This is a genomic window from Aequorivita lipolytica (assembly GCF_007997135.1).
GTDB lineage: Bacteria > Bacteroidota > Bacteroidia > Flavobacteriales > Flavobacteriaceae > Aequorivita > Aequorivita lipolytica.
Genome location: NZ_VORU01000002.1, coordinates 344,953 through 367,815, shown reverse-complemented (window position 1 = coordinate 367,815; position 22,863 = coordinate 344,953). Strand labels below are relative to the sequence as shown.

The following is a 22,863-nucleotide window of genomic DNA, read 5'->3' as shown; positions in this document are numbered from 1 at the left end:
AATGTGTATAAAAATTTGAACGCAAAGATACTAATTCTGAAAGGAATTAAATCCCAAATAACAAATTCCAAATCTCAAATAAATCACAAATCACACGCTCCAAATCTTAAATAAATTCCAAAATATAAAAACTCAAAACCCACGTGCATTCTATTTCTGTAAGAATTTGAGTTTTTTGATGCTTGAAATTTATTTGGAACTGGATATTGGGTATTTGGTTCTTCGTTTGAGTTTAGTACTTCTTTTTTAATTTGAGATTTGAGATTTGAGATTTGGTGCTTTAAATGGTACTTTTGTCTGCTATAAAAAATAAAAATTTATGCTTCGTTGGTTATTGGCCGTTCTTGGTTATTTTGTTTATCGTTTTCCCGGCGCCATTGCGGGTTTTTTAATTGGAAGCCTATTAGACAATATAAGCGTAAGAGGCAAAACGTTTCAAACTTCCTTCGGTTCGTCTAAAGAGCAGGTAACTCCTGCAGATTTTGAATTGAACTTACTTTCTTTGGCTTCATTAGTTATAAAAGCAGATGGAAATGTAAGCCAAACAGAATTGGATTACGTTCGCCAGTATTTTGTGCAAGCATACGGTAGGGATCGTGCCAACGCTACTTTCAAGGTTTTTAACGACGTAATAAAGAAGCGTGAAATTTCGGCTCAAAGCATTTGCAGCCTTTTGCGGCAAAGAACCCGCTACGAAAGCCGCTTGCAGATACTTCACTTTTTGTTTAGCATTGGGAATGCGGATGGTAGCGTTTCAACTTCCGAAGTAAACGAAATAAATAGGATTGCAGGGTTTTTGGGAATTTATGCGCGCGATTTTGAAAGTATAAAAGCAATGTTCTTCAAAAATCCGGACAGCGCTTACAAAATTTTGGAAATAGACAGAACTGCAACCACTACCGAAATAAAAGCTGCGTATCGCACAATGGTTAAAAAATACCATCCCGATAAACTACAGCATATGGACGAGGCACACCAAAAAGGGGGTGAGGAAAAATTCAAAAAAGTGCAGGAGGCTTATGGGCAACTGCAGAAAGAACGCGGATTTTAGATTATTTTTTCAGAATTTTTTAGAACTACCTTTTTTCTAAAATTTTCAAAAGCTGTTCCACATTCAAATATTGAAAGTAGCGTGCAGTTGCCTGAAATTTTTCATCTAAAAAAACGAGTGCCGGCAATGAAAAGGGTTTGTCTTTTTGTCTGGCCATCAAAAGTGGAATTTGGTGTACGGGATTTCTTCGATTTGCTCTTTCGTTTATAAAAACTTCATTTCCGAAGTGAATCGTATCCGTACTTTCCACGTTCATTTTTACTGCGTAGTAATCTTCGTTTAAAATTTCTATAATCTTTTCATCTGTAAAAACCTCCCGCTGCATTTTTAAACAAGGGGCGCACCAATCTGCATAAAAATCTATAAAAACCTTTTTAGGGTTTGTTGCGAGCGAATCTTCCAATTGCTCAAAATTAAGCCAATGAACCACTTTTTCATTTTGGGAAAAAGCGGCATTGACTAACATTAACAACAAAATATGAAAAGTAAAGCGTTTCATTTTTTTTTAAAGTGATTGAATTTTTAAACCAACAAAGACAGATCTTGGCGCGCTAGGACCGTAGATGTAATTACTATCACGATTTTTCCCTATGTCAAAATCGTTTTGGTAACTATTGGTTACGTTCTTTACACCACCATATAGCTCTAAACCAGTGCTCACTTTAGGAATATCAAATGTGTATCCCACACGCAGACTGAGCTCTGTAAAACTTGGTGTTTTATAATATTCATCTACAGTCTGACCCGTATTTTCGCCAGCAACGTGAATTATGTCCATTACTCCTGTGTAAACTAAATTTGCACTCGCACTTAATTTTTTTGTGGGTGTATAGGTTAAAGTAGCGTACCCATAATTATTAGGCGTTCGCAGAAATTCACGTTTTGCTGGTAATCCCTTAATATTTTCCACAGCATCATCAAACAAACTAGATTGAAACGTAAAACCTGCATCAATTTCAACAACATAATCGAAGTTAGCACGTGCTTCCATTGTAATTCCTTTTACTGTTGCACCGCTACCGTTTCGCTTTTCAAAACGTTCACCAAAGTCATCTTCACCTAAAGGAAATAGGTAAAATGCATCATTCAAATGTGTATAAAAGCCTTCCAAAGTGACACCTGCAATAAAATGCTCGGTAGCTCTATCATAATTTACAGAAGCAGTAAAACTGTTTGATTTTTCTTCGAATAAAGTGTCGGCAAGTGAAATTCGCGAAACACCCCCACCTGCAAAGGCAATGTGCAAATCGGTATCAAATGCTTGTGGCGCGCGGAAACCTGTTCCCCAACCTAATCGGAATTGTGTAGTTTCCTTTAATTTGTAAAGCAATGAAAGACGTGGGCTGAAAATAGCGTTAGCTACCAAGTTGTGCTTATCGACCCTAAAACCGGAAAGAAAATTCAGACTTTCCGTAATATCCCAATCATTTTGAACAAACGCGCCCAAGTTTTTTGTGGTCTGATCGGTTAGGTAATTGTACGATTCAATTTCGTCAAAAACATCATCATAAACATATTCCACGCCTCCGGTCAAAACAGTTTTTCCACCCAAAAATTCATTGAATTTATTGTTGAATTGCGCTCCACCTTGGTGTGTTGTGACTTCAGAAACTCCATAAGGTGGTGCGGCAAAAAAGGCCTGTTGTTCAATTTCGTCATTTGGAATTATGCCCGTGTAGTGATCTCTATCAGTTCTTTGACCGCCATAATATAGAATAAGCGAACTTTTATCTTCATTGAAGTTTACTTGATAATCCAAACTTCCCATCAACACATTATGGGTACGCTCTTCAGACTGTTGTGCTAAAAATGCAGCTTTATCAACCATTTCACCACCAAAACGATATTCGTAAAGGCTGCTTGCACTCAATTCCAATTTAGAATTTTCAGTAGGCAGATAGAAAGCATTCACTCCAAAGGAATTGCCTTTCAATTCTGGCAATTCAGAAAAATTATCGCCATTGGCATCATAGGCAGATTTTCTCCTATTACTTACGAAAAAATTTGCACCGGCATTATAATCTTTACTCACAACCGTGGCATTTCCATTGATCAAATTTTGATCTGCACCGCCATCAATATTTTCATACATATAGCTTAAACTGTAATTATTTTTCTTCGGAATTTTAGTGATTACATTCACCGTTCCACCAATAGCGCTAGAACCATACAGCGCAGAAACCCCACCTCGAACCACTTCAATTCGCTCAATCATGTTCACGGGAATTTGTTGAAGGCCATAAAGACCAGTCAATGGACTGAAAATGGAACGACCATTAATCAGGATTTGTGAATAACCACCTTGTAAGCCATTCATACGAATCTGGGTATAATTACAAGTTTGGCAGTCCGTTTCTACTCTAAGACCTGGTTGAAAACGCAAGCCTTCAGAAAGATCTGTTGCTACAACTTGCTCCAAGGTCTCGCTATTTATCAAGTTCACGATTACGGGTGAATCTATTCGGCGTTTTTCAGTTCGTGTACCTGTTACTACCACTTGTTCTAATTCTTCGTTGCTTTCAGAAAGACTAAAATTTAAAATTTTTGTTTCGCCATTTGCAACAGTTACAGAAATACTTTCAGACCGGTAACCCTGAGACTGCGCAACAAGGGTCACTTTTCCAGCACCAATTGATAATTCAAAATTGCCTTCCACATCAGCGCTGGCACCATCTGTTCCGCCTTTCACATATACGCTAGCAAATGGAATGGGTTTGCCTTCAGTAGAAACCGTTCCCGAAATTTTCGCTTTGTTATTTTGGGCCGAAGCAAGTGTTATTGCAAAAAGAAAAAAGTAAATAAAATATTTCATAAAATTACATATTATTAGTTCTAGGTAATTATATTTTTAGGCAAATCTAAAAATATGTTTTTAAATAAAAAAATATATCTTTGCATAAACATAAATTTGATGATGACACTTGCCGAAGAAAACTATCTAAAAGCAATCTTCCATCTAGAGTTGGAAACCGCTGGCGAAATCAGCACCAATGCAATTGCGGAAAGAATGGACACAAAGCCTTCTTCTGTAACCGATATGGTTCAGAAACTTTCCGAAAAAAAACTTTTGATATACAAGCGTTATAAAGGGGTATCCTTGACCGAAGCCGGCAGAAAAGTTGCAGCAGGTGTAATACGGAAACACCGTCTTTGGGAAGTTTTTTTGGTAGAAAAGCTCAATTTTCATTGGGATGAGGTACATGAAATAGCCGAGCAGTTGGAGCACATTCAATCGGAAGAACTTATAACCCGACTCGACCAATTTTTGGGCAGTCCAGATTTTGATCCGCACGGCGATCCAATTCCGGATAAACATGGGGTTTTAAAGCGAACAGAGAAAAAACTGCTTTCTGAAATTGAAAAGAATCAACAAGGCATTTGTGTTGGTGTAAAAGAATCGAGTCCAGAATTTCTTCAGTATTTAGATAAAAAGAAAGTCAGTATCGGCACTAAAATAACAGTTCTTGGAAAGGAATTTTTTGATGGTTCCATGATAATTCAGGTATTTGATGACCAATTTTTCATTTCAAAAACTGTCGCAGAAAATATATATGTGCAAACAATTTAGCAGCCCGATTAATTTGATTGTACTTCTATTACAAAAAGATGACCAATTTTTTCGGCTGAAAACATAATGGCAAAAACTAAAAATTAATATGAAAAAATTAATAATCTTAAGTCTTGTAATGCTGTTTTTAAGCTGTAAAAATGCCACTGAAGATAATGGAAAAATTAAGGTTGTCACTACAACAACTATGATAACAGACTTAGTTTCTGAAATTGGTGGAGATCACGTTTCCTTACAGGGCCTTATGGGTGCCGGCGTAGACCCACATCTCTACAAAGCAAGTGAAGGAGACGTTTCAAAACTTTATGAGGCCGATATAATTTTTTACGGAGGGCTCCATTTGGAAGGAAAGCTCGTGGATATTTTTGAGAAAATGGAGGGTAAAAAAAACACCGTTTCTTTAGGCGATAGATTGCCCAAGGATGAGTTGATACCTTCGGAATATTTCGCATCAAACTACGATCCGCACGTTTGGTTCAACATTCAGTTTTTTAAACAGTTTGCTCAAATTGTTACCGATGAGCTTTCAAAAGCAGATGCAAAGAACGCAGAAAGCTATTCAGAAAACAATAAAAAATATCAAGAAAAATTGGATTCCCTTGAAAGTGAAATCAAAGCAACTATAGCTACCTTACCGGAAGAAAAGCGTATTTTGGTTACTGCCCATGATGCATTTAATTATTTCGGAAAAGCTTACGGATTCAACGTTGTGGGGCTACAGGGTATTTCTACCGCAACCGAAGCTGGCGTAAAAGACGTTCAGAATCTTTCAGAATTCATAATACAGAATAACATTAAAGCCATTTTTGTAGAAAGCTCTGTACCTAGGCGAACTATTGAGGCGCTGCAAGAATCGGTACTTTCAAAGAACCATAATGTTGAGATTGGCGGTTCCCTTTATAGTGACGCACTAGGGAATCCAGGAACTGAAGAAGGAACTTACATCGGAATGTTTAAATATAACATGAATACTATTGTAAATGCCCTTAAGTAAGGCTTTAAACAATAACAAATGGACAATCAAAAACTGGCTGTACAAATAGACGATCTTACCGTAGCTTATAATTATAAGCCTGTTCTTTGGGACATTGACCTATCTGTGCCGGAAGGTGTCTTGATGGCAATAGTGGGACCAAACGGCGCTGGTAAATCTACGCTTATTAAAACAATTTTAGGCATCATAAAACCCATTGCGGGCAGTGTTTCAATTTATGGAAAACCATATTCCAAACAGCGAAAAATGGTTGCATACGTCCCACAGAAAGGAAGCGTAGATTGGGATTTTCCAACTACCGCACTAGATGTGGTTATGATGGGTACCTACGGAAGCTTAGGCTGGATAAAACGCCCCGGCCAAAAGGAAAAAAAGATTGCTTTGGAATCTATGGAAAAAGTGGGAATGCTCGCTTTTAAAAATCGGCAAATAAGCCAATTGAGCGGTGGGCAGCAGCAACGAGTATTTTTGGCAAGAGCCTTGGCACAGGATGCAGCTATCTATTTGATGGACGAGCCTTTTCAAGGTGTTGACGCTACAACAGAGATTGCAATCATAAATATTTTAAAAGAATTGAGAAAAGCTGGTAAAACTGTAGTAGTGGTGCATCACGATTTACAGACCGTGCCGGAATACTTTGATTGGGTTACTTTTTTAAATGTGAAAAAAATAGCCACAGGACCCGTAAAAGAAATTTTTAATGATGATAATTTAACCAAAACGTACGGAATAAATTATAAGGTTGCAATTAATAAATAGTTTGGTAGTCTTTAGTTGGTGGTCCGTAGAGAGGCATTTAGATAAGCTAGAAAATTAATACTAAAATTGAAGCAACCATGGAAAACCCAAAATTTAAGTTTGAAGAATTGTCAGTGTATCAAAAATCGTTGGATTTTGTTGATGATGTTTATTCTATAACAAAAAAAGTTTCCAAAAGAGGAGCTATATGGTTTAACATCACAATACAAAAGAGCTTCAGTGTCTATTCCTTTAAATATTGCAGAGGGTGCGGTTGATACCGATGCGCAATTTAACCGATACCTGCAAATGGCTTGGAATTCTTCTAAAGAATGTGTGGTATGCTCAACAATCGCAAAAAGGCAAGGTTTTATTACAGAAGAAGATGACAAAGATGCACGCGTAAAGCTTGTTGAATTAGCAAAAATGACAGTTTCACTCCAAAAAATATCTCAATAAACCCAAATCATAAATTACCGCGACCCACCGTCTAACGACTAAAAACTACCGACTACAATATGTCAATAAATGAATATTTCAACTTACTCTGGTCAGACTATACTCTGCGCACCATAACTTTGGGAACGGCGGTTCTTGGTGCTATTTGCGGTATGTTGGGCAGCTTTGCCGTACTTCGAAAACAAAGTTTGCTGGGTGATGCAATTTCACACGCTGCACTACCGGGTATTGCCTTAGCTTTTTTGATTACTGGCGCGAAGGATTCTGTAATTTTATTGTTGGGAGCTTTGGTTAGTGGTCTGGTTGGCACATTTTGGATAAGGGGAATTACCTCAAAAACACATCTTAAAAGCGATACCGCACTGGGATTAATACTTTCTATATTCTTCGGCTTTGGGATGTTGCTGCTTACTTTCATTCAAAAACTACCCAATGCTAACCAAGCCGGATTGGACAAATATCTTTTTGGCCAAGCCGCAACACTTGTGGAAAGCGATGTTAAGTTGATGGTTATCGTGACAGGTATTTCACTTTTTGTAATGCTGCTTTTCTGGAAAGAATTCAAAATACTCCTTTTTGATGCAGACTACACAAAAACACTGGGTTTCAACACAAAATTTATTGATGTGCTTATTACATTTTTAATTGTTTTAGCCATCGTGCTTGGATTGCAAACCGTAGGTGTTGTTTTAATGAGCGCTATTCTGCTCGCGCCAGCAGCGGCAGCTCGGCAATGGACCAACAATTTAGGCACAATGGTACTGCTGGCAGCGGTATTTGGAGCTTTTTCAGGGGTATTTGGCACCGCTATAAGTGCCAGCCAAAACAATCTTTCTACCGGACCCGTAATTGTATTAGTTGCGGGAGTCTTCGTATTATTTTCCTTTATATTTTCTCCTAAAAGAGGACTTCTGTTTCGTGAAATACGGTTTCGTAAAAACCGAACAGATCTGAAACTGATGAAAACCCTTCAGTTTATGTATGGAATTGCGCAAGACCATGAAAATATTTCGCATCCACACGCTATTCGTATTTTGAATAACTTTCATGGATTTACGAAGAGTTCATTAAAAAAATTAGAGAATGAAGGTTGGATAGCGATTCACGGACAGCAATGGGCAATGACGCCAAAAGGATTTAAACAAGCACAGGAAATGTATAATCAAAAAACCGTTAATGAGTAGTCCACAAATTGAAATACAGCTAATTGCAGCCATTGTGGCCATGGCCTGCGCCATTCCGGGTGTGTTTTTGGTGCTCCGCAAAATGGCTTTAATAAGCGATGCTATTAGTCACGCAATTTTGCCAGGTATTGTAATCGGGTTTTTTGTAACACAAGATTTAAACTCTCCACTACTTATTCTTTTGGCTGCCTTAACGGGTGTTATCACTGTCGTTTTGGTAGAGTTTATCCAAAAAACAGGACTAGTAAAGGAAGACACAGCAATAGGATTGGTTTTTCCAGTTTTGTTCAGCATAGGCGTTATACTTATTGCCAAAAATGCAAACGATGTGCATTTGGACGTTGATGCTGTTCTTCTCGGAGAGCTCGCGTTCGCCCCTTTTGATAGATTGATGGTTGGAGGTGCAGATTGGGGACCAAAATCCCTTTGGGTAATGGGGAGCATTTTATTGATTACTATCAGCCTATTATTACTATTTTTCAAAGAATTAAAAGTTAGCACTTTTGATGCGGGCCTTTCCTCGGCAATTGGTATTTCGCCTGTAATTATGCACTATGGATTAATGTCAATTTCTTCCATAACTGTCGTTGGCGCTTTTGATGCCGTGGGAGCAATACTCGTTGTAGCTTTAATGATTGCGCCCGCCGCGACTGCTTATCTGCTCACTGAAGATCTCAAAAAAATGATTGCTCTTTCTTTATTATTTAGTGTTGTTTCTGCCATTGCAGGATATTGGCTTGCAAATTTTTTGGATGCTTCTATCTCTGGATCTATTGCAACAACACTGGGAGTGATTTTTCTAATTGTGTATTTATTCGCTCCCAAAAAAGGACTCATATCCGTATTATATCGTCAAAAGCAACAGAAAATAGAAGTTTCCCTAATCACTTTTCTGCTTCATTTAAACCGTCATGAAGAAGAAAGGGAAAGACACATAAACCACCTGCAGGAGCATATTAATTGGCGTGAAGTTCGGGCCAGAACTGTATTGGATTTAGCTGAAAAGAACAACCTTGTAAAAATAAAAAATGATGTGGTTTCTCTAACTACCAAAGGATTAACTTTTACCGAGAAATCGCTAGATTATATCATCAACAATAAAGATGAAAAGATTGAGCCGATGAAAGAGGATTTTTTCCTTTTCCGAGGATAAGATAGATTGTTTTGAAATTTATTAGATTTTGAATTACCAATTTTATGGCACTATTTTTTATAGTATCTTTAAAATTGAAAAAAAACTTACATTATGAAAAATTCACTTTTAGCAATAATAATTCTTTTTTCAACTTTTGCCTTTGGGCAGGAAGATTCCGCTGAGGCTCCTAAAATTGCCGTGAAAGTTCCAAAAGGTGAAACTGTAGTTTTGAAAGGTATTTCCATAAAATTTTTGGAAGTGGTGGAAGATTCCCGTTGCCCAGAGGGCGTAACATGTATTTGGGCAGGCCGTGCCATTGTAAAAGCTGAAGTAACCACAAACGGAACAACTGAACAAAAACTATTAACTTTTGGTGAAGTAAAGCCTGGCGAGGAAAAAAATACTAATTTATATAGTTCAGCTAAATTTGCTATCAATGGATTGGCTTTGAAACCTTATCCAACTTCAACAAATTCTGGAAAAGATGTAAATTACGTATTGTTGATTTGTGAAGAGAAAAACATTAATTAGACTAGTGGCAGCCGCAATCTTTCTTGCCACATTTGGTTTTCCCTCCATCTAGCGTGCCACTTGAATTTTGACGTGCTTCAAAAATAGGATTCCACACAAACTTTTTTAGCAAAAAGCCTGCAGCTATAGAAAACGTTATTAAAACCAATATTGTTTGCATAGCGCAAAGATACTTAAATACTGCTCAAAACGCAAGCGAAGAAAATCCCTAAAAAGCGAGCACGAGCCGATGATTTGTTCTTCAAAATAATTAATGCAAACTACAATTGCCGCAGTCTGAATGGTCACCAGGCTTATTTGATGTTTTACTCGTTTTAAAAGGATTCCAAACAAACTTCGTGATCATAAAGAATACTGCGAATGCGAAGGTTATCAAGACTAATATTGTTTGCATAACAAAAAGATGTTTATTCTACATTTATTCTACTTCAAAAATTGATACGCTGCCAAGGCCACAACATAGGCTATAGCAGTCATTACGAATAATTGCCACATTGGCCATTTCCAGCTATTGGTTTCGCGCTTTACAATGGCGAGCGTACTCATGCATTGCATTGCGAAAGCATAAAACAACAATAGTGAAACCCCGCTGGCAAAATTAAACAACGGTCCGCCCAAAACGGGATTAACCTCAGCCGCCATTCTGTTTTTAATAGTCTGCTCATCGTCACTGCCAACGCTGTAAATGGTAGCGAGGGTTCCTACAAAAACTTCACGCGCTGCAAAGGAGCTCACTAGCGCAATCCCTATTTTCCAGTCGTAACCCAACGGTCTTACCGCAGGTTCTATCGCATGGCCAATGTGACCAATGTATGAATGTTCCAACTTATAGGAATCTATGTGCATCTCAATTTCTTCTTCTGAAAGATTTTGCGAAGCGTATTGCGCTTGTATAATTTCTTCTGCATTGTTGAAATTTCCAGGGCCGTAAGAAGCTAATACCCAAAGAATAATTGAAATGGCAAGAATGATTTTTCCTGCTCCAAAAACAAAAGCTTTGGTTTTTTCAATCACTGTAATAATAACGTTTTTAGGTAATGGAAGTTTGTAGTTGGGCATTTCAACCACAAAGAAACTTTTGGAACGGATCTTTAAGACTTTATCCAGCAAATAGGCAGAAATGATTGCGGCTCCAAAGCCTAAAACATACATAAACATTAGCGTAAGCCCCTGCAAACTGAAGATTCCCAAAACACGGGTATCTGGAATTACTAAAGCTATTATTATCAAATAAACCGGTAAGCGTGCAGAGCAAGTAGTAAAAGGCGTGACTAAAATAGTTATTAATCTTTCCTTCCAGTTTTCAATATTACGAGTGGCCATAATAGCAGGAATGGCGCAGGCTGTTCCCGCCACAAGTGGCACAACGCTTTTTCCGCTAAGGCCAAAACGCCGCATCACGCGGTCCATCAAAAAAACCACGCGACTCATATAGCCCGTTTCTTCCAAAATGGAAATGAAAAGAAAAAGAAAAGCGATCTGAGGTATAAATATCACGATTCCACCCAAACCTGGAATAATTCCTTCGGCTATCAAATTTGTAAAATCGCCAACTGGCATTGTATTTTTTGTCCATTCGCTCAAAGAAGCAAAGGTGCTATCTATGAAATCCATCGGGTAGGCACTCCAATCAAAAATAGCTTGGAAAATGAGTAATAAAATTCCGAAGAAAATAACATAACCCCAAACTTTGTGGGTCAAAACTCTATCCAAACGGCTCCTTAGATCTTTGGCATTTTCAGTATCTATGTGAAGGGTTTGCTTTAAAGTTTCGTTTATAAACTGATAGCGTGTAATGGTTTCTTTTTGCTGCAGCCGTTTCAGGTTGCTAACGGATTCCGTCTTAAAAGAGGCTACACCTTTCAATTCATTTCGGTCCAGTTTGCCAAAATTAACATCCTGTGTAATCACCAACCACAATTTATACAAATCTTGATTTGGAAATGCTTTTCGCAAACGGTCAAAATATTCCGGAGAAATACTAGAAGCGTTCATACAAGGCTTAGTAGAAAGTTGATTGTAGTTTTCAATCAATTCCTTTAAGTTATCAAACCCAAGGTTTTTTCGTGAGCTTATAAGTGCAATTTTGGTCTGCAGTTTTTCTTCCAACAATGGAATATCTAGCGAAATTGCCTTCCGTTTCATCCTGTCAGACATATTTATGGCAAGAATTGCAGGAATGCCCAAATCTTTTATTTGTGTGAAAAGCAGCAGATTTCGTTTTAGATTTTCTACATCGGCAACCACTACGGCTACATCGGGAAAGTCTTTATCGTTTTTATTGAGCAGCAATTCAATAACCACATTTTCGTCTAGCGAAGAGGCATTTAAGCTATAGGTACCCGGTAAATCAAGAATGTGAACTTTGCAGGCGCGGCCGAATTTGCAGGTTCCCTGCTTTTTTTCAACAGTAATGCCGGGATAGTTTCCTACTTTTTGGTTCAGCCCTGTTAACCTATTAAACACAGAGGTTTTTCCGGTGTTTGGGTTTCCAATAAGTGCAACGTTTATGTGCTTCGCCATTACTAATTATATCAATTCAATTTCAATCATACAAGCCGTTTCTCTTCGTATAGCGAGATGGCTGCCATTGATGTTTAAATACAAAGGATCGTTAAATGGGGCCAACTGAACCAATGCAACCTCATTGCCGGGCAGACAGCCCATCTCCAAAAGTTTCAACGGAACAACGTCTACCGAAAATTCCTTGATAATGCCTCTTTGTCCTTTTTTTAAGGAAGCGATCGTAATGGCCATTTTTATTTAGATTGATTTTAAACAAGGCAAAAGTAAAGGAAAAAAAGGACGTGGGAGAAGACCTTTTGAGATTTTTTGAATCTAAAAAATAATCACGTTTTTAGAAGCTAATCTTCCTGTTGCAATATTTTTATATCTGCCAATAATTTTTCAATGGACTCAGAATCAGTGCCGTCATAAAAGCCGCGGATACGCTTCTTTTTATCTACCAATACGAAGTTTTCGGTATGTACGAGATCGTTAACCTGGAATGGTACATCTTTCGCTGCCAAGTATGATTTTCTGGCGAGGTCATAAATTTCTCTTTTATCTCCAGTTACCAAGTTCCATTTGGCATCGTCCACACCTTTTTCCAAAGCGTATTTTTTAAGTTGTGCAACAGAGTCTATTTCAGGAGTGACAGTGTGCGAAAGCAGAAGAACCTCATTATCATTTTTCAACTCATTCTGAATTTTCACCATATGGTCCGTCATTATAGGACAAATGGTTTGGCAGGTGGTGAAGAAAAAGTCCGCCACGTAGATTTTATCTTTGTAATCATTTTGGGTGATGGTTTTTCCGTTTTGATTAATAAGACTAAAATCCGCAATGGTGTGGTACTTTTTTACATAATGAAGCGTACTGTCAACAAGTTCTGTTGAAACGTCTGCCGGTTGATAGATCTTCAGCACCTCTTTAGGCTTCATTATTTGATAGATAATGCTAATAATTATTGCTGAAAGAATAATCAAAACAACAGCGAAGAATTTATATTTCTTAAAGAAGGTAAACATTGCGTTAAATTTTAGACTGAAGACACATATTTGGCTGCAAAAATAAGTTCTAAAACTATCTAAATGAATACATTTAACATGCAAATTTCAAGGTTAAACAATTCTTTTTGATTTATTCTTTTTAGTCCTCAAGATTGGTCAAATGATTTTTAACTAAATCACAATAAAAAAAATTCTCCAATGAAAACACTAGTACTTCCCTTTTTAATTTTAATTTCCTTTTTATCCTTTTCCCAAAATTTTCAATCAGAAGACATCAGCGAAGCTGAAGCAAAAGCCGCAACGGGCTGGTTTGGAAAACCTGTAAACTTGAACACAGGAAATTATGACCTTAAATACCACAGGTTAGAGTTTACCGTAAATCCGGCGCAAGCATTTATTACCGGAAAAGTAACTTCACATTTCGTGGCGAAGGAAAACTTAAACACCATAACTTTTGAACTTGTGGATAATATGACGGTTTCCCAAGTTACCCAACGTGGCACTCCGCTTAGTTTTACCCAAAATAACGATGATGAGGTTGTAATAAACCTTCCGCAAATTCAAGCGCAAGGCGTTTTAGATTCATTGTCTGTAAGTTATTCCGGTAATCCCGTTAGCTCTGGTTTTGGTTCTTTTGAAACAGACACCCATAATGGCGATCCCGTTATGTGGACGCTTTCGGAGCCTTTTGGCGCAAAAGCTTGGTGGCCGTGCAAGCAAGATCTGAATGACAAGATTGACGTGATTGATGTTTATATTACAACCCCACAATTCAATCCTTCAAATGAAGAATATGTGGCCGTTTCAAACGGTTTAGAAATAGGCCAAACAATTAACGGAAGCAATAAAACCACACATTATAGACACCAATATCCTATTCCCGCATATTTGATTGCCATTGCAGTTACCAATTATACGGTTTATTCGCACACCGTGGACAACAATGGGAACCCTTTTGAAATAGTTAACTACATTTATCCTGAAGACCTTTCCTACGCTCAAGCCCGCACACCGGTTACCGTAGATATTATGAACCTGTATGCAGACCTGTTTGAACCCTACCCTTACGCCAACGAAAAATACGGCCACGCACAATTTGGCTGGGGCGGCGGTATGGAACACACTACCGTTTCCTTTATGGGAAGTCTTGGTCGCGGATTGATCGCCCATGAACTTGGGCACCAATGGTTCGGCGATAAGGTTACCTGTGGCAGCTGGCAGGATATATGGTTAAACGAAGGCTTTGCCACATACCTGTCCGGATTGGTGATAGAAGATTTTGACGGTAGTACAGACTTTAGGTCTTGGAAACAAGACAAAATAGGTTCTATTACAGATTCTCCAAACGGATCGGTTTATATTCCTGCTCAGGACACTACTTCCGTAAACCGAATTTTTAGTAGTAGATTGAGCTATAATAAAGGTGCTATGGTGCTGCATATGCTTCGCAAAAAATTGGGCGATGCTGTTTTCTTTCAAGGCTTGAAAGATTATTTGGCAGACCCTGCCCTATCTTACGGTTACGCAAAAACTGGTGACCTTATCAGGAATATGGAGGCTGCAAGCGGTGAGGATCTTTCAGAATTTTTCAACGATTGGATTTATGGAGAAGGCTACCCCAGCTATAACATTAGCTGGAATCAAGCCGGTGGTCCTGCGACCGTGAATGTGAAAATTTCGCAGACCCAAAGCAATTCTTCGGTTTCATTTTTTGAAGTCCCTGTTCCTTTAAGGATAAATGGCACACAGGGAGAAACCTTAGATATTTGGCTGGACAATACAGTAAACAATCAAGCCTTTCAGCCCGCTGTAGGCTTTACGGTACAGAGTGTACAGTTTGATCCGGATTATGACATAATTTCACGAAACAACAATGTAACTCTGGGCACGGGAGACTTTTTTGTAGAGGAGAAAATTGTTTTTTATCCCAATCCTACATCGAGCGTGATTAATATTCAAAAGCCGGAATCATTGGAGATTAAAAACATTGAAATTTACAATGCTTTGGGGCAGTTGCTGTATTCTTCAATGTATTCAGAAACCGTAGATGTCTCAAAATTTTCAATAGGAATTTTATTCTTCAAAATAGAAACTTCAGAAGGCATTATCAACAAAACAGTTGTGAAGGAATAAGTTTTTGCCACAAATTCACGAATAATTACATAAAAACATTCGTGAATTTGTGGCAATTTTTTTCAACTTGAACCACAAAGAAAACATAAATAAGCGGGAACACACCCGCTTATTTTTTTTGCAAGTTCTAAAAGATTACTTTTGTGCGATTTTTTGCTGAAACTGCTGCTTATTAAGCGCAGCCCAAGTATGGCAAACAAAATTGTTTTAGGGTCGATTTTGGTAATATATTTTGTTTGATCGAGCCTAAAAATAAATATCTATATACAAAACTATGACTCCATTTGTTGTTAAAGCTATCCAGCTCCTATTAAGCTTATCTATATTAATCGTGCTCCACGAGTTGGGGCATTTTATTCCCGCAAAACTATTTAAAACAAGGGTTGAAAAATTCTATCTTTTCTTTGATGTAAAGTTTTCACTCTTTAAAAAGAAAATAGGCGAAACCGTTTACGGAATAGGCTGGCTACCATTGGGCGGTTATATAAAAATAGCCGGAATGATAGACGAGAGCATGGATAAGGAGCAAATGGCGCAACCACCCCAACCTTGGGAATTCCGTAGCAAACCAGCTTGGCAACGATTAATAATTATGCTTGGTGGAGTTACTGTGAATATTATTGTTGGTTTCGTTATCTACATGGGAATTCTTTATTTCTACGGAAGAAATATTACCACTAATGAAGATATGCCACAAGGTTTTGCGGTTACCGAGCAATTCAAAGAATACGGTTTTCAAGATGGCGATCAGATTTTAAATATCAATGGAGAGCCTTTAGACGATGTGCTAGAAATAAACCGTTATATTTTTGTCCGCGATGTTTCAAAAGTAGAAGTAAAACATGCTGATGGCAATATCGAGACTATTCAAGTTCCAGAAGATGCAGGCTCAAAAATGTTCCAAAGTGGTATTATGCCTGCCTTTACTCCCAGACAGGAAATAGTTATTGATTCTGTAAATTCAGATAGTCCAGCTGAAAAGGCTGGAGTGTTAGTATCCGACAAGATTATTGCTATAAATGGCAAAACCATTCAATATCGTGATGAATTACAAAGTATTCTCGACAAGAATCTGAGTTCTGAAAAGGAGATTGTTATTTTAAGAGGGAATACACAAGACACTTTAAATATCACTCCTAATGAAGAAGGACAGTTAGGGGTTTGGTTCTCTACTGAAAAATTAAATTCGCAATTAGGTAAAACAAAAATAAATTATACAGTTGGGGAAAGCATAGTTGGTGGTATTGGCTACGGTTATAATACTCTAAAAGATTATATAGCGCAGTTCAAATACGTTTTCACAAAAGAAGGAGCGACCAAAGTTGGTGGTTTTGGAGCCATTGGGAATCTTTTTCCTGGCGTCTGGGACTGGCAGAGTTTTTGGGCAACCACGGCATTAATTTCAATCATCTTGGCATTTATGAATATTCTACCAATTCCAGCTCTAGACGGTGGTCACGTAATGTTTCTTCTTTATGAAATTGTAACAGGCCGCAAACCGAATGATAAGTTTATGGAATACGCCCAAATGGTAGGCTTTTTTATTTTAATCGCTTTAGTGCTCTTTGCCAACGGAAACGATATTTATCGCTGGCTGTTTGAGTAAACCAATATAGATTATCCTTTTAAAAAATACTTCGGAAACACAACCGAAGTATTTTTTTTGAAAATTTTGATGACATATCAGTTCCCCTTCCGATGTGTTTAAAATGGCGAAGTCTATAATTCGGCTTTTTGCACAATATTAAAGAAATGGAATAGTTCATTTGAACGAAAAAGATATCCGTTTAGCTTAAGTTGTTCAAAAAAATTAAAACGATTACAGATAAATTGTATCTTTCTGTATTGTTTTATAACCGATGCAGAAAAGTAGCGACCAAAAATTCAACGATTTGCCATTTAACGAAACAGTAGTACTCATTAAAAAAAATGATGCTGCCACTTTAAAAAATTTGTATAAAACCAACTTTACGAAAGTGAAGCGCTATGTAGTTAAAAACAGTGGCAGCGAGCAGCAGGCAAAAGATGTTTACCAAGAAGCATTTGTAGCAATGTGGCGAAACATTAAAAATGACCGGTTTGCCGCCGAAAGTGATACAGCTATAAACGGATATCTTTTTCAGATTGCGAAATACAAATGGTTGGACCATGTGCGTTCCGTTAAATACAAGAACACCACATTTATAAATCGCGATATAGAATACGAAGAACCGGAAATTGAAATTGAAGAAAATAAAAGCCAGAAAATTAAATTAATAATGGACTGCATAGGCAATCTTGGTGAACGCTGCCAAACCTTGCTGAAACTGTTCTATTTTGAACGAAAACAATACAAAGAAATAGCTCAAATTATGTCGATGGATGAAGCCTCCGCGCGCAACGCAAAATATCGTTGCCAAGAACAATTGCGAAAAATGACCCAAATTATCCCTAATGGAACCAAATAACAACATAGATAATACACAAGAAACACAGGAGCTTATTGATACATACTTGCTCGGCAACCTAGATGCGCATCAACTAGCAGAATTCGAGAAACAGATGAATATCTACCCAGATTTTCGTAAAAACGTGATGGGGCAAAAAGCACTTATGCAAGGTGTGGAAGAAATCAATCTAAAACATTCGTTGAATGATTTTCACTCAGAAATTGCAGATGAGCCAGAAAAAAAATGGTTATCCCGTGGTTGGTTGGCACTTGCCGCTTCTATTTTAGTCTTAATAAGTGTAAGTACATGGGCTGTTCTAAGTAATGGAAACTCGCCGGAGAAGGTGTTTGCTTCTAATTTTAAACCAGACCCAGGACTACCCACAACCATGGGCACTTCTTCAGATTACGAGTTTTATCATGGAATGGTAAATTATAAACGCAAGGAATATAAAGAAGCTATCAGTCGTTGGGAACCTCTTTACGCCGCAAATCCTGAGAACGACACATTGATATATTTTCTTGGGGTTGCAAACTTAGCCAACGGCAATCCACGCCAAGCGGAAAAATATCTACAATTGGCCAAAACAAAACCGAATAGTGCTTTTTCAGAAGAAATAAGTTATTATTTGGCGCTTTCTCTTTTAAAAGGAAACAAGGTAGACGAAGCCAAAGCAGTTCTTGAGAATAGCGAATCTTCTTCAAATATTGTACTACTCAAAGAGTTGGATGGGCTATAAGCAATTCAAAATCTACAAGCCATAATAAATCCCGAAAAACAAAATTGATAAAGTTTCAAGTTTTATTTTGATGGAATCAAAAAATAGGTATATTTGCAACCGCTAACGCAAAATTCCTCCTTAGCTCAGTTGGTTAGAGCATCTGACTGTTAATCAGAGGGTCCTTGGTTCGAGCCCAAGAGGAGGAGCAGAATGAATACGAGCCTTCACAGAAATGTGGAGGCTTTTGTGTTTTACGCAGGTAAAATATAGGTCAAACATTTCTCTCCATGCTATAAGTTTTCAAACCATAATCCTTTAAAAGAAAACGGTTTCTGCCAAGAATAAAATTTTTGTTTTATTTTTATTTCAAAAAAAAGCGATGTACCAAAGAAAGAAACACGGTAAAGGGTTTACCTATAAAGACAAAAATGGCAAGATTATCAAAAATGAAGAAATTCGAAAGTGGATAAAATCGCTAGTCATTCCACCAGCATGGACCGATGTGGAAATAAATGAAAATAGAAAAGAAGATCTTTTGGTGACGGGAAGAGATGATAAAGATCGCAAGCAATACATTTACCATCCCAACTACACAGAGCGCCAGAACGCTAAAAAATTTGACCGAATTATTGATTTTGCAAATCAACTGGAACATATGCGGCGTGTTACCGGGCAACACTTGCGCAAACGTAAACTAAACCGCGAAAAAGTTATGGCCACGATGGTTCGTTTGTTAGAGTCTGCTTTCTTTCGGCCAGGCAGCGAAGCTTATTCAAAAGAAAATGCTACCTACGGATTAACAACTATGCGCAGCAAGCACCTTACAATTAATGGCGATGAACTCATCTTTACTTACAACGGAAAATCTGGACAAGATCAGGAAAAGCATATCGTGGATAAAAAATTGGCTAAAATTGTTCAGGAAATAGATGATATGCCAGGTTATGAAATTTTCAAATATTTGGATGAAGACGACAATATTGTTGACGTAAAAAGTGATGATCTCAACACCTACATACACGAGATAATAGGTGATGAATTTTCCGCAAAAGATTTTAGAACCTGGGCCGGAACTATGATTGCTGCAATAGCTCTGGATGAGCTTGGAGTGGTGGACAAAAAAGACCAAGAGATATTGGACAAAAACATTAAAGAAGCAGTAAACCTTGTATCGGAAAGGTTGGGCAACACTCCTTCAGTTGCGCGAGGTTCTTATATTGATCCACGAATTATAGAAGATTATACAAAAGGACGAACCCTGAAGTATTTTGAAAAGGAAATAAACCAATTGCTTAAAAAAGCAGAAAATCTATCAAAAGAAGAAGTTGGAGTTTTGTGCATGCTTCGCAACCGTTTAAAAAAGAAATAATTGATGCATTATTTTGAGCAGGCTTGGCTCTTTGCAATCATTTATAAATAGTTAAATTTGGGGATCCCTATTAAAGGCCTCATAGTTCAACGGATAGAATAGAAGTTTCCTAAACTTTAGATCCAAGTTCGATTCTTGGTGAGGCTACGAATCAAGAAGAGAAGTTTATCCCGAGCGAAGCCGAAGGAATTCTTGGTGAGGCTACGAATCAAGAAGAGAAGTTTATCCCGAGCGAAGCCGAAGGAATTCTTGGTGAGGCTACGAATCAAGAAGAGAAGTTTATCCCGAGCGAAGCCGAAGGAATTCTTGGTGAGGCTACAATACAATATTCAATTTTTCCAAAACCATTGGGCACTCAAGGTTTCAAAAATTTTTTATAATAACTTTAAGGAGCTTCAAGTTTTATTTCACTTAATTTATAAGTTTATATAATAATCCTCTTTATGAACGAAAATAGAATAGCTTTTTTTATAATTGTTGGGGTTCTCGCATTTGTGGGAATTCTTTGGTATGCTTTTGAAAACCCTGCGCTTAACCCTCGTTTGGAAGAAGAAACATATACTATTGTACGCAAATGGGACGTGCCAACAGATCTTAATGAAATATCTGGAATTAGATGGATTTCTGAAGATAAGATTGCCTGCGTCCAGGATGAGGATGGTATAATTTTTATCTACAACCTCAGCACAAACCTAATAGAAAAAAAAGTGAATTTTGCCAAATCTGGCGATTATGAAGCGCTTACCACAGCAGACAGCAGTGCGTTTGTAATGGCAAGCAGTGGGCGTCTTTTTGAAATAGAAAACTATTTGAGCGCCAATTTCCAAACGAAGAATTACCAAATTCCTTTTTCTGGAAAAGAAAATATAGAATCCCTAACCGCAGATACTCTCAAAAATCGGTTACTTTTCACTGTAAAAAACAAAGATCCAAACAGCGACGAATATAAAGGGATTTACGCATTCAATCTGGCAACAAAAGAAACGAACTCCTTGCCAGTATTGAAAATTCCTTTGAACGATCCAATTTTTAAACCTAAAGACATAGATGATGATGTAGAAGCATCATCAAGTTTCTATCCTTCAGACATTGCTTTACACCCCCTAAACGGAAACTTTTACATTCTGGAAGGAAAAAATCCGCAGTTATTAATTTTGGACAGCCTGGGTAAGCCTATTAAGTTGCACAAACTACTTAAGGAATCATTCCCCCAACCTGAAGGAATAACCTTTGCTCCAGACGGCACGCTATATATTTCCAACGAAGGAAGATATGGAACTGCAACTATCCTTGAGGTTGAGTTCGACGAATAATAATTAATACTTTTCCTTCAAATTAGTGAACATGATCTCAGTCATTTCATCCAACGAAATTTCACTTTTCCAGTCCCAATCTTCACGTGCCTTGCTATCGTCGATGCTTTGCGGCCAGCTGTCTGCAATAGCTTGCCTAAAATCTGGCTCATAACTTATCTTAAATTCTGGGATGTGCTTTTGAATACTCGCCGTTATTTCTTCAGGATTGAAGCTCATTCCTGAAAGATTATACGAACTTCTAATTTTCACCTTTTCCTTTTCAGCTTCCATAATGTTTACGGTAGCCCTAATGGCATCGTCCATAAACATCATTGGCAATGTGGTTTCAGCATTTAAGAAACAAATGTACTTTTTGTGCTTTAAGGCTTTGTGGTAAATATCAACGGCATAATCTGTAGTGCCGCCACCAGGAAGCGTTTTGTAACTAATAAGACCGGGATAACGTATACTGCGAACGTCCACCCCATAACGGTTAAAGTAATATTCGCACCAGCGCTCGCCTGTTTGCTTGCTGATTCCATAAACGGTGCTGGGCTCCATAACTGTACGTTGTGGCGTATCAGTTTTCGGAGTAGATGGCCCAAAAACTGCTATACTGGATGGCCAAAATATCTTTTCTATTTTCTTTTCTTTAGCTAAATTCAATACGTGAAAAAGTGAGTTCATATTCAAATTCCAACCTTTCATCGGAAATTTTTCAGCAGTGGCGGAAAGCATAGCAGCCATTAAATAAACGTCTGTAATCTCGTGACGAATTACTACCTCTTCTACTGCATCGTAATCCATAGCGTCCAAAATCTCGAAAGGCCCACTTTTCATCAATTCTTCTTCACCTTCACGTATGTCGCTGGCTATCACTTTATGACTGCCGAATTTTTCACGTAAATAAATCGTTAATTCCGTTCCTATTTGGCCACAGGCGCCTATAATTAGAATTCTCTTTTTCATCTGTTTATTTTTTCAAAAATGTGGTGTAAAGATACATATTATGAGTTCTTTCAGCGCCTAAAAAAAATTATGTGCCATTTGTTTAATAACCAGTATCTTTGTGCTCCTTTTATTTTTTATGAAGTTTATTATTCCTCTCTTATTAGTTGTTGGCTTTGTTTTTTCCTGCGGAAATGCTGCCGACGAAAACAAGAACCAAACTCCATCTAACGATGCTTCCATAATTTTTGGCAATAAAGATTACGAGTTTCCTCAACTCACTCCGCCTGCTAAAATACAGGCTGTACGTTGGGGAATTTTGGAGGATTTTCTTACCGAAGCAAAAAACGCCAACGGCAACAACTATCAGGATCTTCGCAACCGCACAGAGTATCTGAAAGAATTTGCTGATTCACTCTTCAAAAAAATTCCAGATACTTTAAATACCAAACCAATCCACAGCCGACTGGTGGTATTAAAAACCCGCTCAGAGTTGCTATTTCAGGCTTCGCACCAAGGAACGATTGATTCTGTAAAAGTGCAGCAGTCTTTAGAAGCAATGAACACCGCAGTAACAAACCTGATTGTTCAACTGAATGAGAAATTTCAAAAGGATTACATTGATTTTCAAAGAAAGGAAGATGAGGATAACGAACTGAAAAAACAAAAGCGTTACAAAGATTCTATCATGAATTTGGAACTTCAGGATAAAAAGAATAAGAAACTGTAACATTCAAATAGAAAAAGCAACTTATACTTTCGTAATAAATTTAAAATAAACACTAAAACACAAATC

The 22,863-nt window shown here is 37.7% G+C and carries 21 protein-coding genes and 2 tRNA genes; 17 read left to right on the top strand and 6 right to left on the bottom strand.

Features of this window, described 5'->3' with window-relative positions; translation table 11 throughout:
• Nucleotides 1-319: 319 nt before the first annotated feature.
• Nucleotides 320-1,051 (top strand): TerB family tellurite resistance protein, encoded by a 732-nt coding sequence (locus ESV24_RS04210; RefSeq protein WP_111815410.1) that lies wholly within the window; start codon nt 320-322, stop codon nt 1,049-1,051.
• 25 nt (nt 1,052-1,076) lie between these two features.
• Here ESV24_RS04210 and ESV24_RS04205 read toward each other — a convergent pair whose 3' ends face one another.
• Nucleotides 1,077-1,550, bottom strand: coding sequence for a thioredoxin family protein (locus ESV24_RS04205; protein WP_111815409.1), 474 nt, complete (start codon nt 1,548-1,550; stop codon nt 1,077-1,079).
• A 6-nt stretch (nt 1,551-1,556) separates the two neighbouring features.
• On the bottom strand, nt 1,557-3,863 hold the full coding sequence (locus ESV24_RS04200; RefSeq protein ID WP_111815408.1) for a TonB-dependent receptor: 2,307 nt from the start codon (nt 3,861-3,863) through the stop codon (nt 1,557-1,559).
• A 102-nt stretch (nt 3,864-3,965) separates the two neighbouring features.
• Here ESV24_RS04200 and ESV24_RS04195 point away from each other — a divergent pair, with 102 nt between their 5' ends.
• The 7 genes from ESV24_RS04195 (at nt 3,966) to ESV24_RS04165 (ending at nt 9,660) form a co-directional block, all read left to right on the top strand.
• Nucleotides 3,966-4,619, top strand: a complete 654-nt coding sequence (locus ESV24_RS04195) for a metal-dependent transcriptional regulator (RefSeq protein WP_200829519.1) — start codon at nt 3,966-3,968, stop codon at nt 4,617-4,619.
• Between the two features lie 88 nt (nt 4,620-4,707).
• The gene (locus tag ESV24_RS04190) at nt 4,708-5,613 is read left to right on the top strand and encodes a metal ABC transporter solute-binding protein, Zn/Mn family (RefSeq protein WP_111815407.1); all 906 of its coding nucleotides are present in this window, start codon (nt 4,708-4,710) and stop codon (nt 5,611-5,613) included.
• Between the two features lie 18 nt (nt 5,614-5,631).
• The gene (locus ESV24_RS04185) at nt 5,632-6,372 is read left to right on the top strand and encodes a metal ABC transporter ATP-binding protein (protein WP_111815406.1); all 741 of its coding nucleotides are present in this window, start codon (nt 5,632-5,634) and stop codon (nt 6,370-6,372) included.
• A gap of 219 nt (nt 6,373-6,591) precedes the next feature.
• Nucleotides 6,592-6,810: a four helix bundle protein gene (locus ESV24_RS15485; RefSeq protein ID WP_235003996.1), complete on the top strand. Its 219-nt coding sequence runs from the start codon at nt 6,592-6,594 to the stop codon at nt 6,808-6,810.
• A gap of 59 nt (nt 6,811-6,869) precedes the next feature.
• Nucleotides 6,870-7,994 carry a metal ABC transporter permease gene (locus tag ESV24_RS04175; protein WP_111815405.1) on the top strand — a complete coding sequence of 375 codons (1,125 nt, stop codon included), beginning with the start codon at nt 6,870-6,872 and terminating at the stop codon, nt 7,992-7,994.
• Nucleotides 7,987-9,147, top strand: a complete 1,161-nt coding sequence (locus tag ESV24_RS04170; protein WP_111815404.1) for a metal ABC transporter permease — start codon at nt 7,987-7,989, stop codon at nt 9,145-9,147. The genes ESV24_RS04175 and ESV24_RS04170 overlap by 8 nt, the downstream gene beginning before the upstream one ends.
• Nucleotides 9,148-9,240: 93 nt before the next feature.
• Nucleotides 9,241-9,660 carry a hypothetical protein gene (locus ESV24_RS04165; protein ID WP_111815403.1) on the top strand — a complete coding sequence of 140 codons (420 nt, stop codon included), beginning with the start codon at nt 9,241-9,243 and terminating at the stop codon, nt 9,658-9,660.
• A gap of 423 nt (nt 9,661-10,083) precedes the next feature.
• Here ESV24_RS04165 and feoB read toward each other — a convergent pair whose 3' ends face one another.
• From feoB to ESV24_RS04145, 3 genes are all read right to left on the bottom strand, one after another.
• The gene (feoB, locus tag ESV24_RS04155) at nt 10,084-12,183 is read right to left on the bottom strand and encodes a ferrous iron transport protein B (protein ID WP_111815402.1); all 2,100 of its coding nucleotides are present in this window, start codon (nt 12,181-12,183) and stop codon (nt 10,084-10,086) included.
• A 6-nt stretch (nt 12,184-12,189) separates the two neighbouring features.
• Entirely contained in the window at nt 12,190-12,417 is a 228-nt protein-coding gene (locus ESV24_RS04150; RefSeq protein ID WP_111815401.1) for a FeoA family protein, read from the bottom strand.
• A gap of 107 nt (nt 12,418-12,524) precedes the next feature.
• Nucleotides 12,525-13,190 (bottom strand): SCO family protein, encoded by a 666-nt coding sequence (locus tag ESV24_RS04145; protein ID WP_111815400.1) that lies wholly within the window; start codon nt 13,188-13,190, stop codon nt 12,525-12,527.
• Between the two features lie 180 nt (nt 13,191-13,370).
• Here ESV24_RS04145 and ESV24_RS04140 point away from each other — a divergent pair, with 180 nt between their 5' ends.
• The 8 genes from ESV24_RS04140 (at nt 13,371) to ESV24_RS04105 (ending at nt 21,137) form a co-directional block, all read left to right on the top strand.
• Nucleotides 13,371-15,305, top strand: a complete 1,935-nt coding sequence (locus ESV24_RS04140) for a M1 family metallopeptidase (protein WP_111815399.1) — start codon at nt 13,371-13,373, stop codon at nt 15,303-15,305.
• Nucleotides 15,306-15,579: 274 nt separating this feature from the next.
• Nucleotides 15,580-16,911, top strand: a complete 1,332-nt coding sequence (gene rseP, locus ESV24_RS04135; protein WP_111815398.1) for an RIP metalloprotease RseP — start codon at nt 15,580-15,582, stop codon at nt 16,909-16,911.
• Nucleotides 16,912-17,164: 253 nt separating this feature from the next.
• A complete protein-coding gene (locus ESV24_RS04130) occupies nt 17,165-17,752 on the top strand; it encodes an RNA polymerase sigma factor (RefSeq protein WP_111815397.1) in 588 nt (195 codons plus the stop codon).
• Nucleotides 17,739-18,473, top strand: coding sequence for a tetratricopeptide repeat protein (locus tag ESV24_RS04125; RefSeq protein WP_111815396.1), 735 nt, complete (start codon nt 17,739-17,741; stop codon nt 18,471-18,473). Before ESV24_RS04130 ends, ESV24_RS04125 begins: the two co-directional genes overlap by 14 nt.
• 114 nt (nt 18,474-18,587) lie before the next feature.
• Nucleotides 18,588-18,661, top strand: a tRNA-Asn gene (locus ESV24_RS04120).
• Between the two features lie 173 nt (nt 18,662-18,834).
• Nucleotides 18,835-19,824 carry a DNA topoisomerase IB gene (locus tag ESV24_RS04115; RefSeq protein WP_111815395.1) on the top strand — a complete coding sequence of 330 codons (990 nt, stop codon included), beginning with the start codon at nt 18,835-18,837 and terminating at the stop codon, nt 19,822-19,824.
• A 75-nt stretch (nt 19,825-19,899) separates the two neighbouring features.
• Nucleotides 19,900-19,971: transfer RNA gene (locus tag ESV24_RS04110), tRNA-Arg, on the top strand.
• 296 nt (nt 19,972-20,267) lie between these two features.
• Nucleotides 20,268-21,137 (top strand): SdiA-regulated domain-containing protein, encoded by an 870-nt coding sequence (locus tag ESV24_RS04105; RefSeq protein ID WP_111815394.1) that lies wholly within the window; start codon nt 20,268-20,270, stop codon nt 21,135-21,137.
• A 3-nt stretch (nt 21,138-21,140) separates the two neighbouring features.
• Here ESV24_RS04105 and ESV24_RS04100 read toward each other — a convergent pair whose 3' ends face one another.
• Nucleotides 21,141-22,088 (bottom strand): NAD-dependent epimerase/dehydratase family protein, encoded by a 948-nt coding sequence (locus ESV24_RS04100; protein ID WP_111815393.1) that lies wholly within the window; start codon nt 22,086-22,088, stop codon nt 21,141-21,143.
• A gap of 100 nt (nt 22,089-22,188) precedes the next feature.
• Here ESV24_RS04100 and ESV24_RS04095 point away from each other — a divergent pair, with 100 nt between their 5' ends.
• Nucleotides 22,189-22,797, top strand: coding sequence for a hypothetical protein (locus ESV24_RS04095; protein ID WP_146951068.1), 609 nt, complete (start codon nt 22,189-22,191; stop codon nt 22,795-22,797).
• The last annotated feature ends 66 nt before the right edge of the window (nt 22,798-22,863 follow it).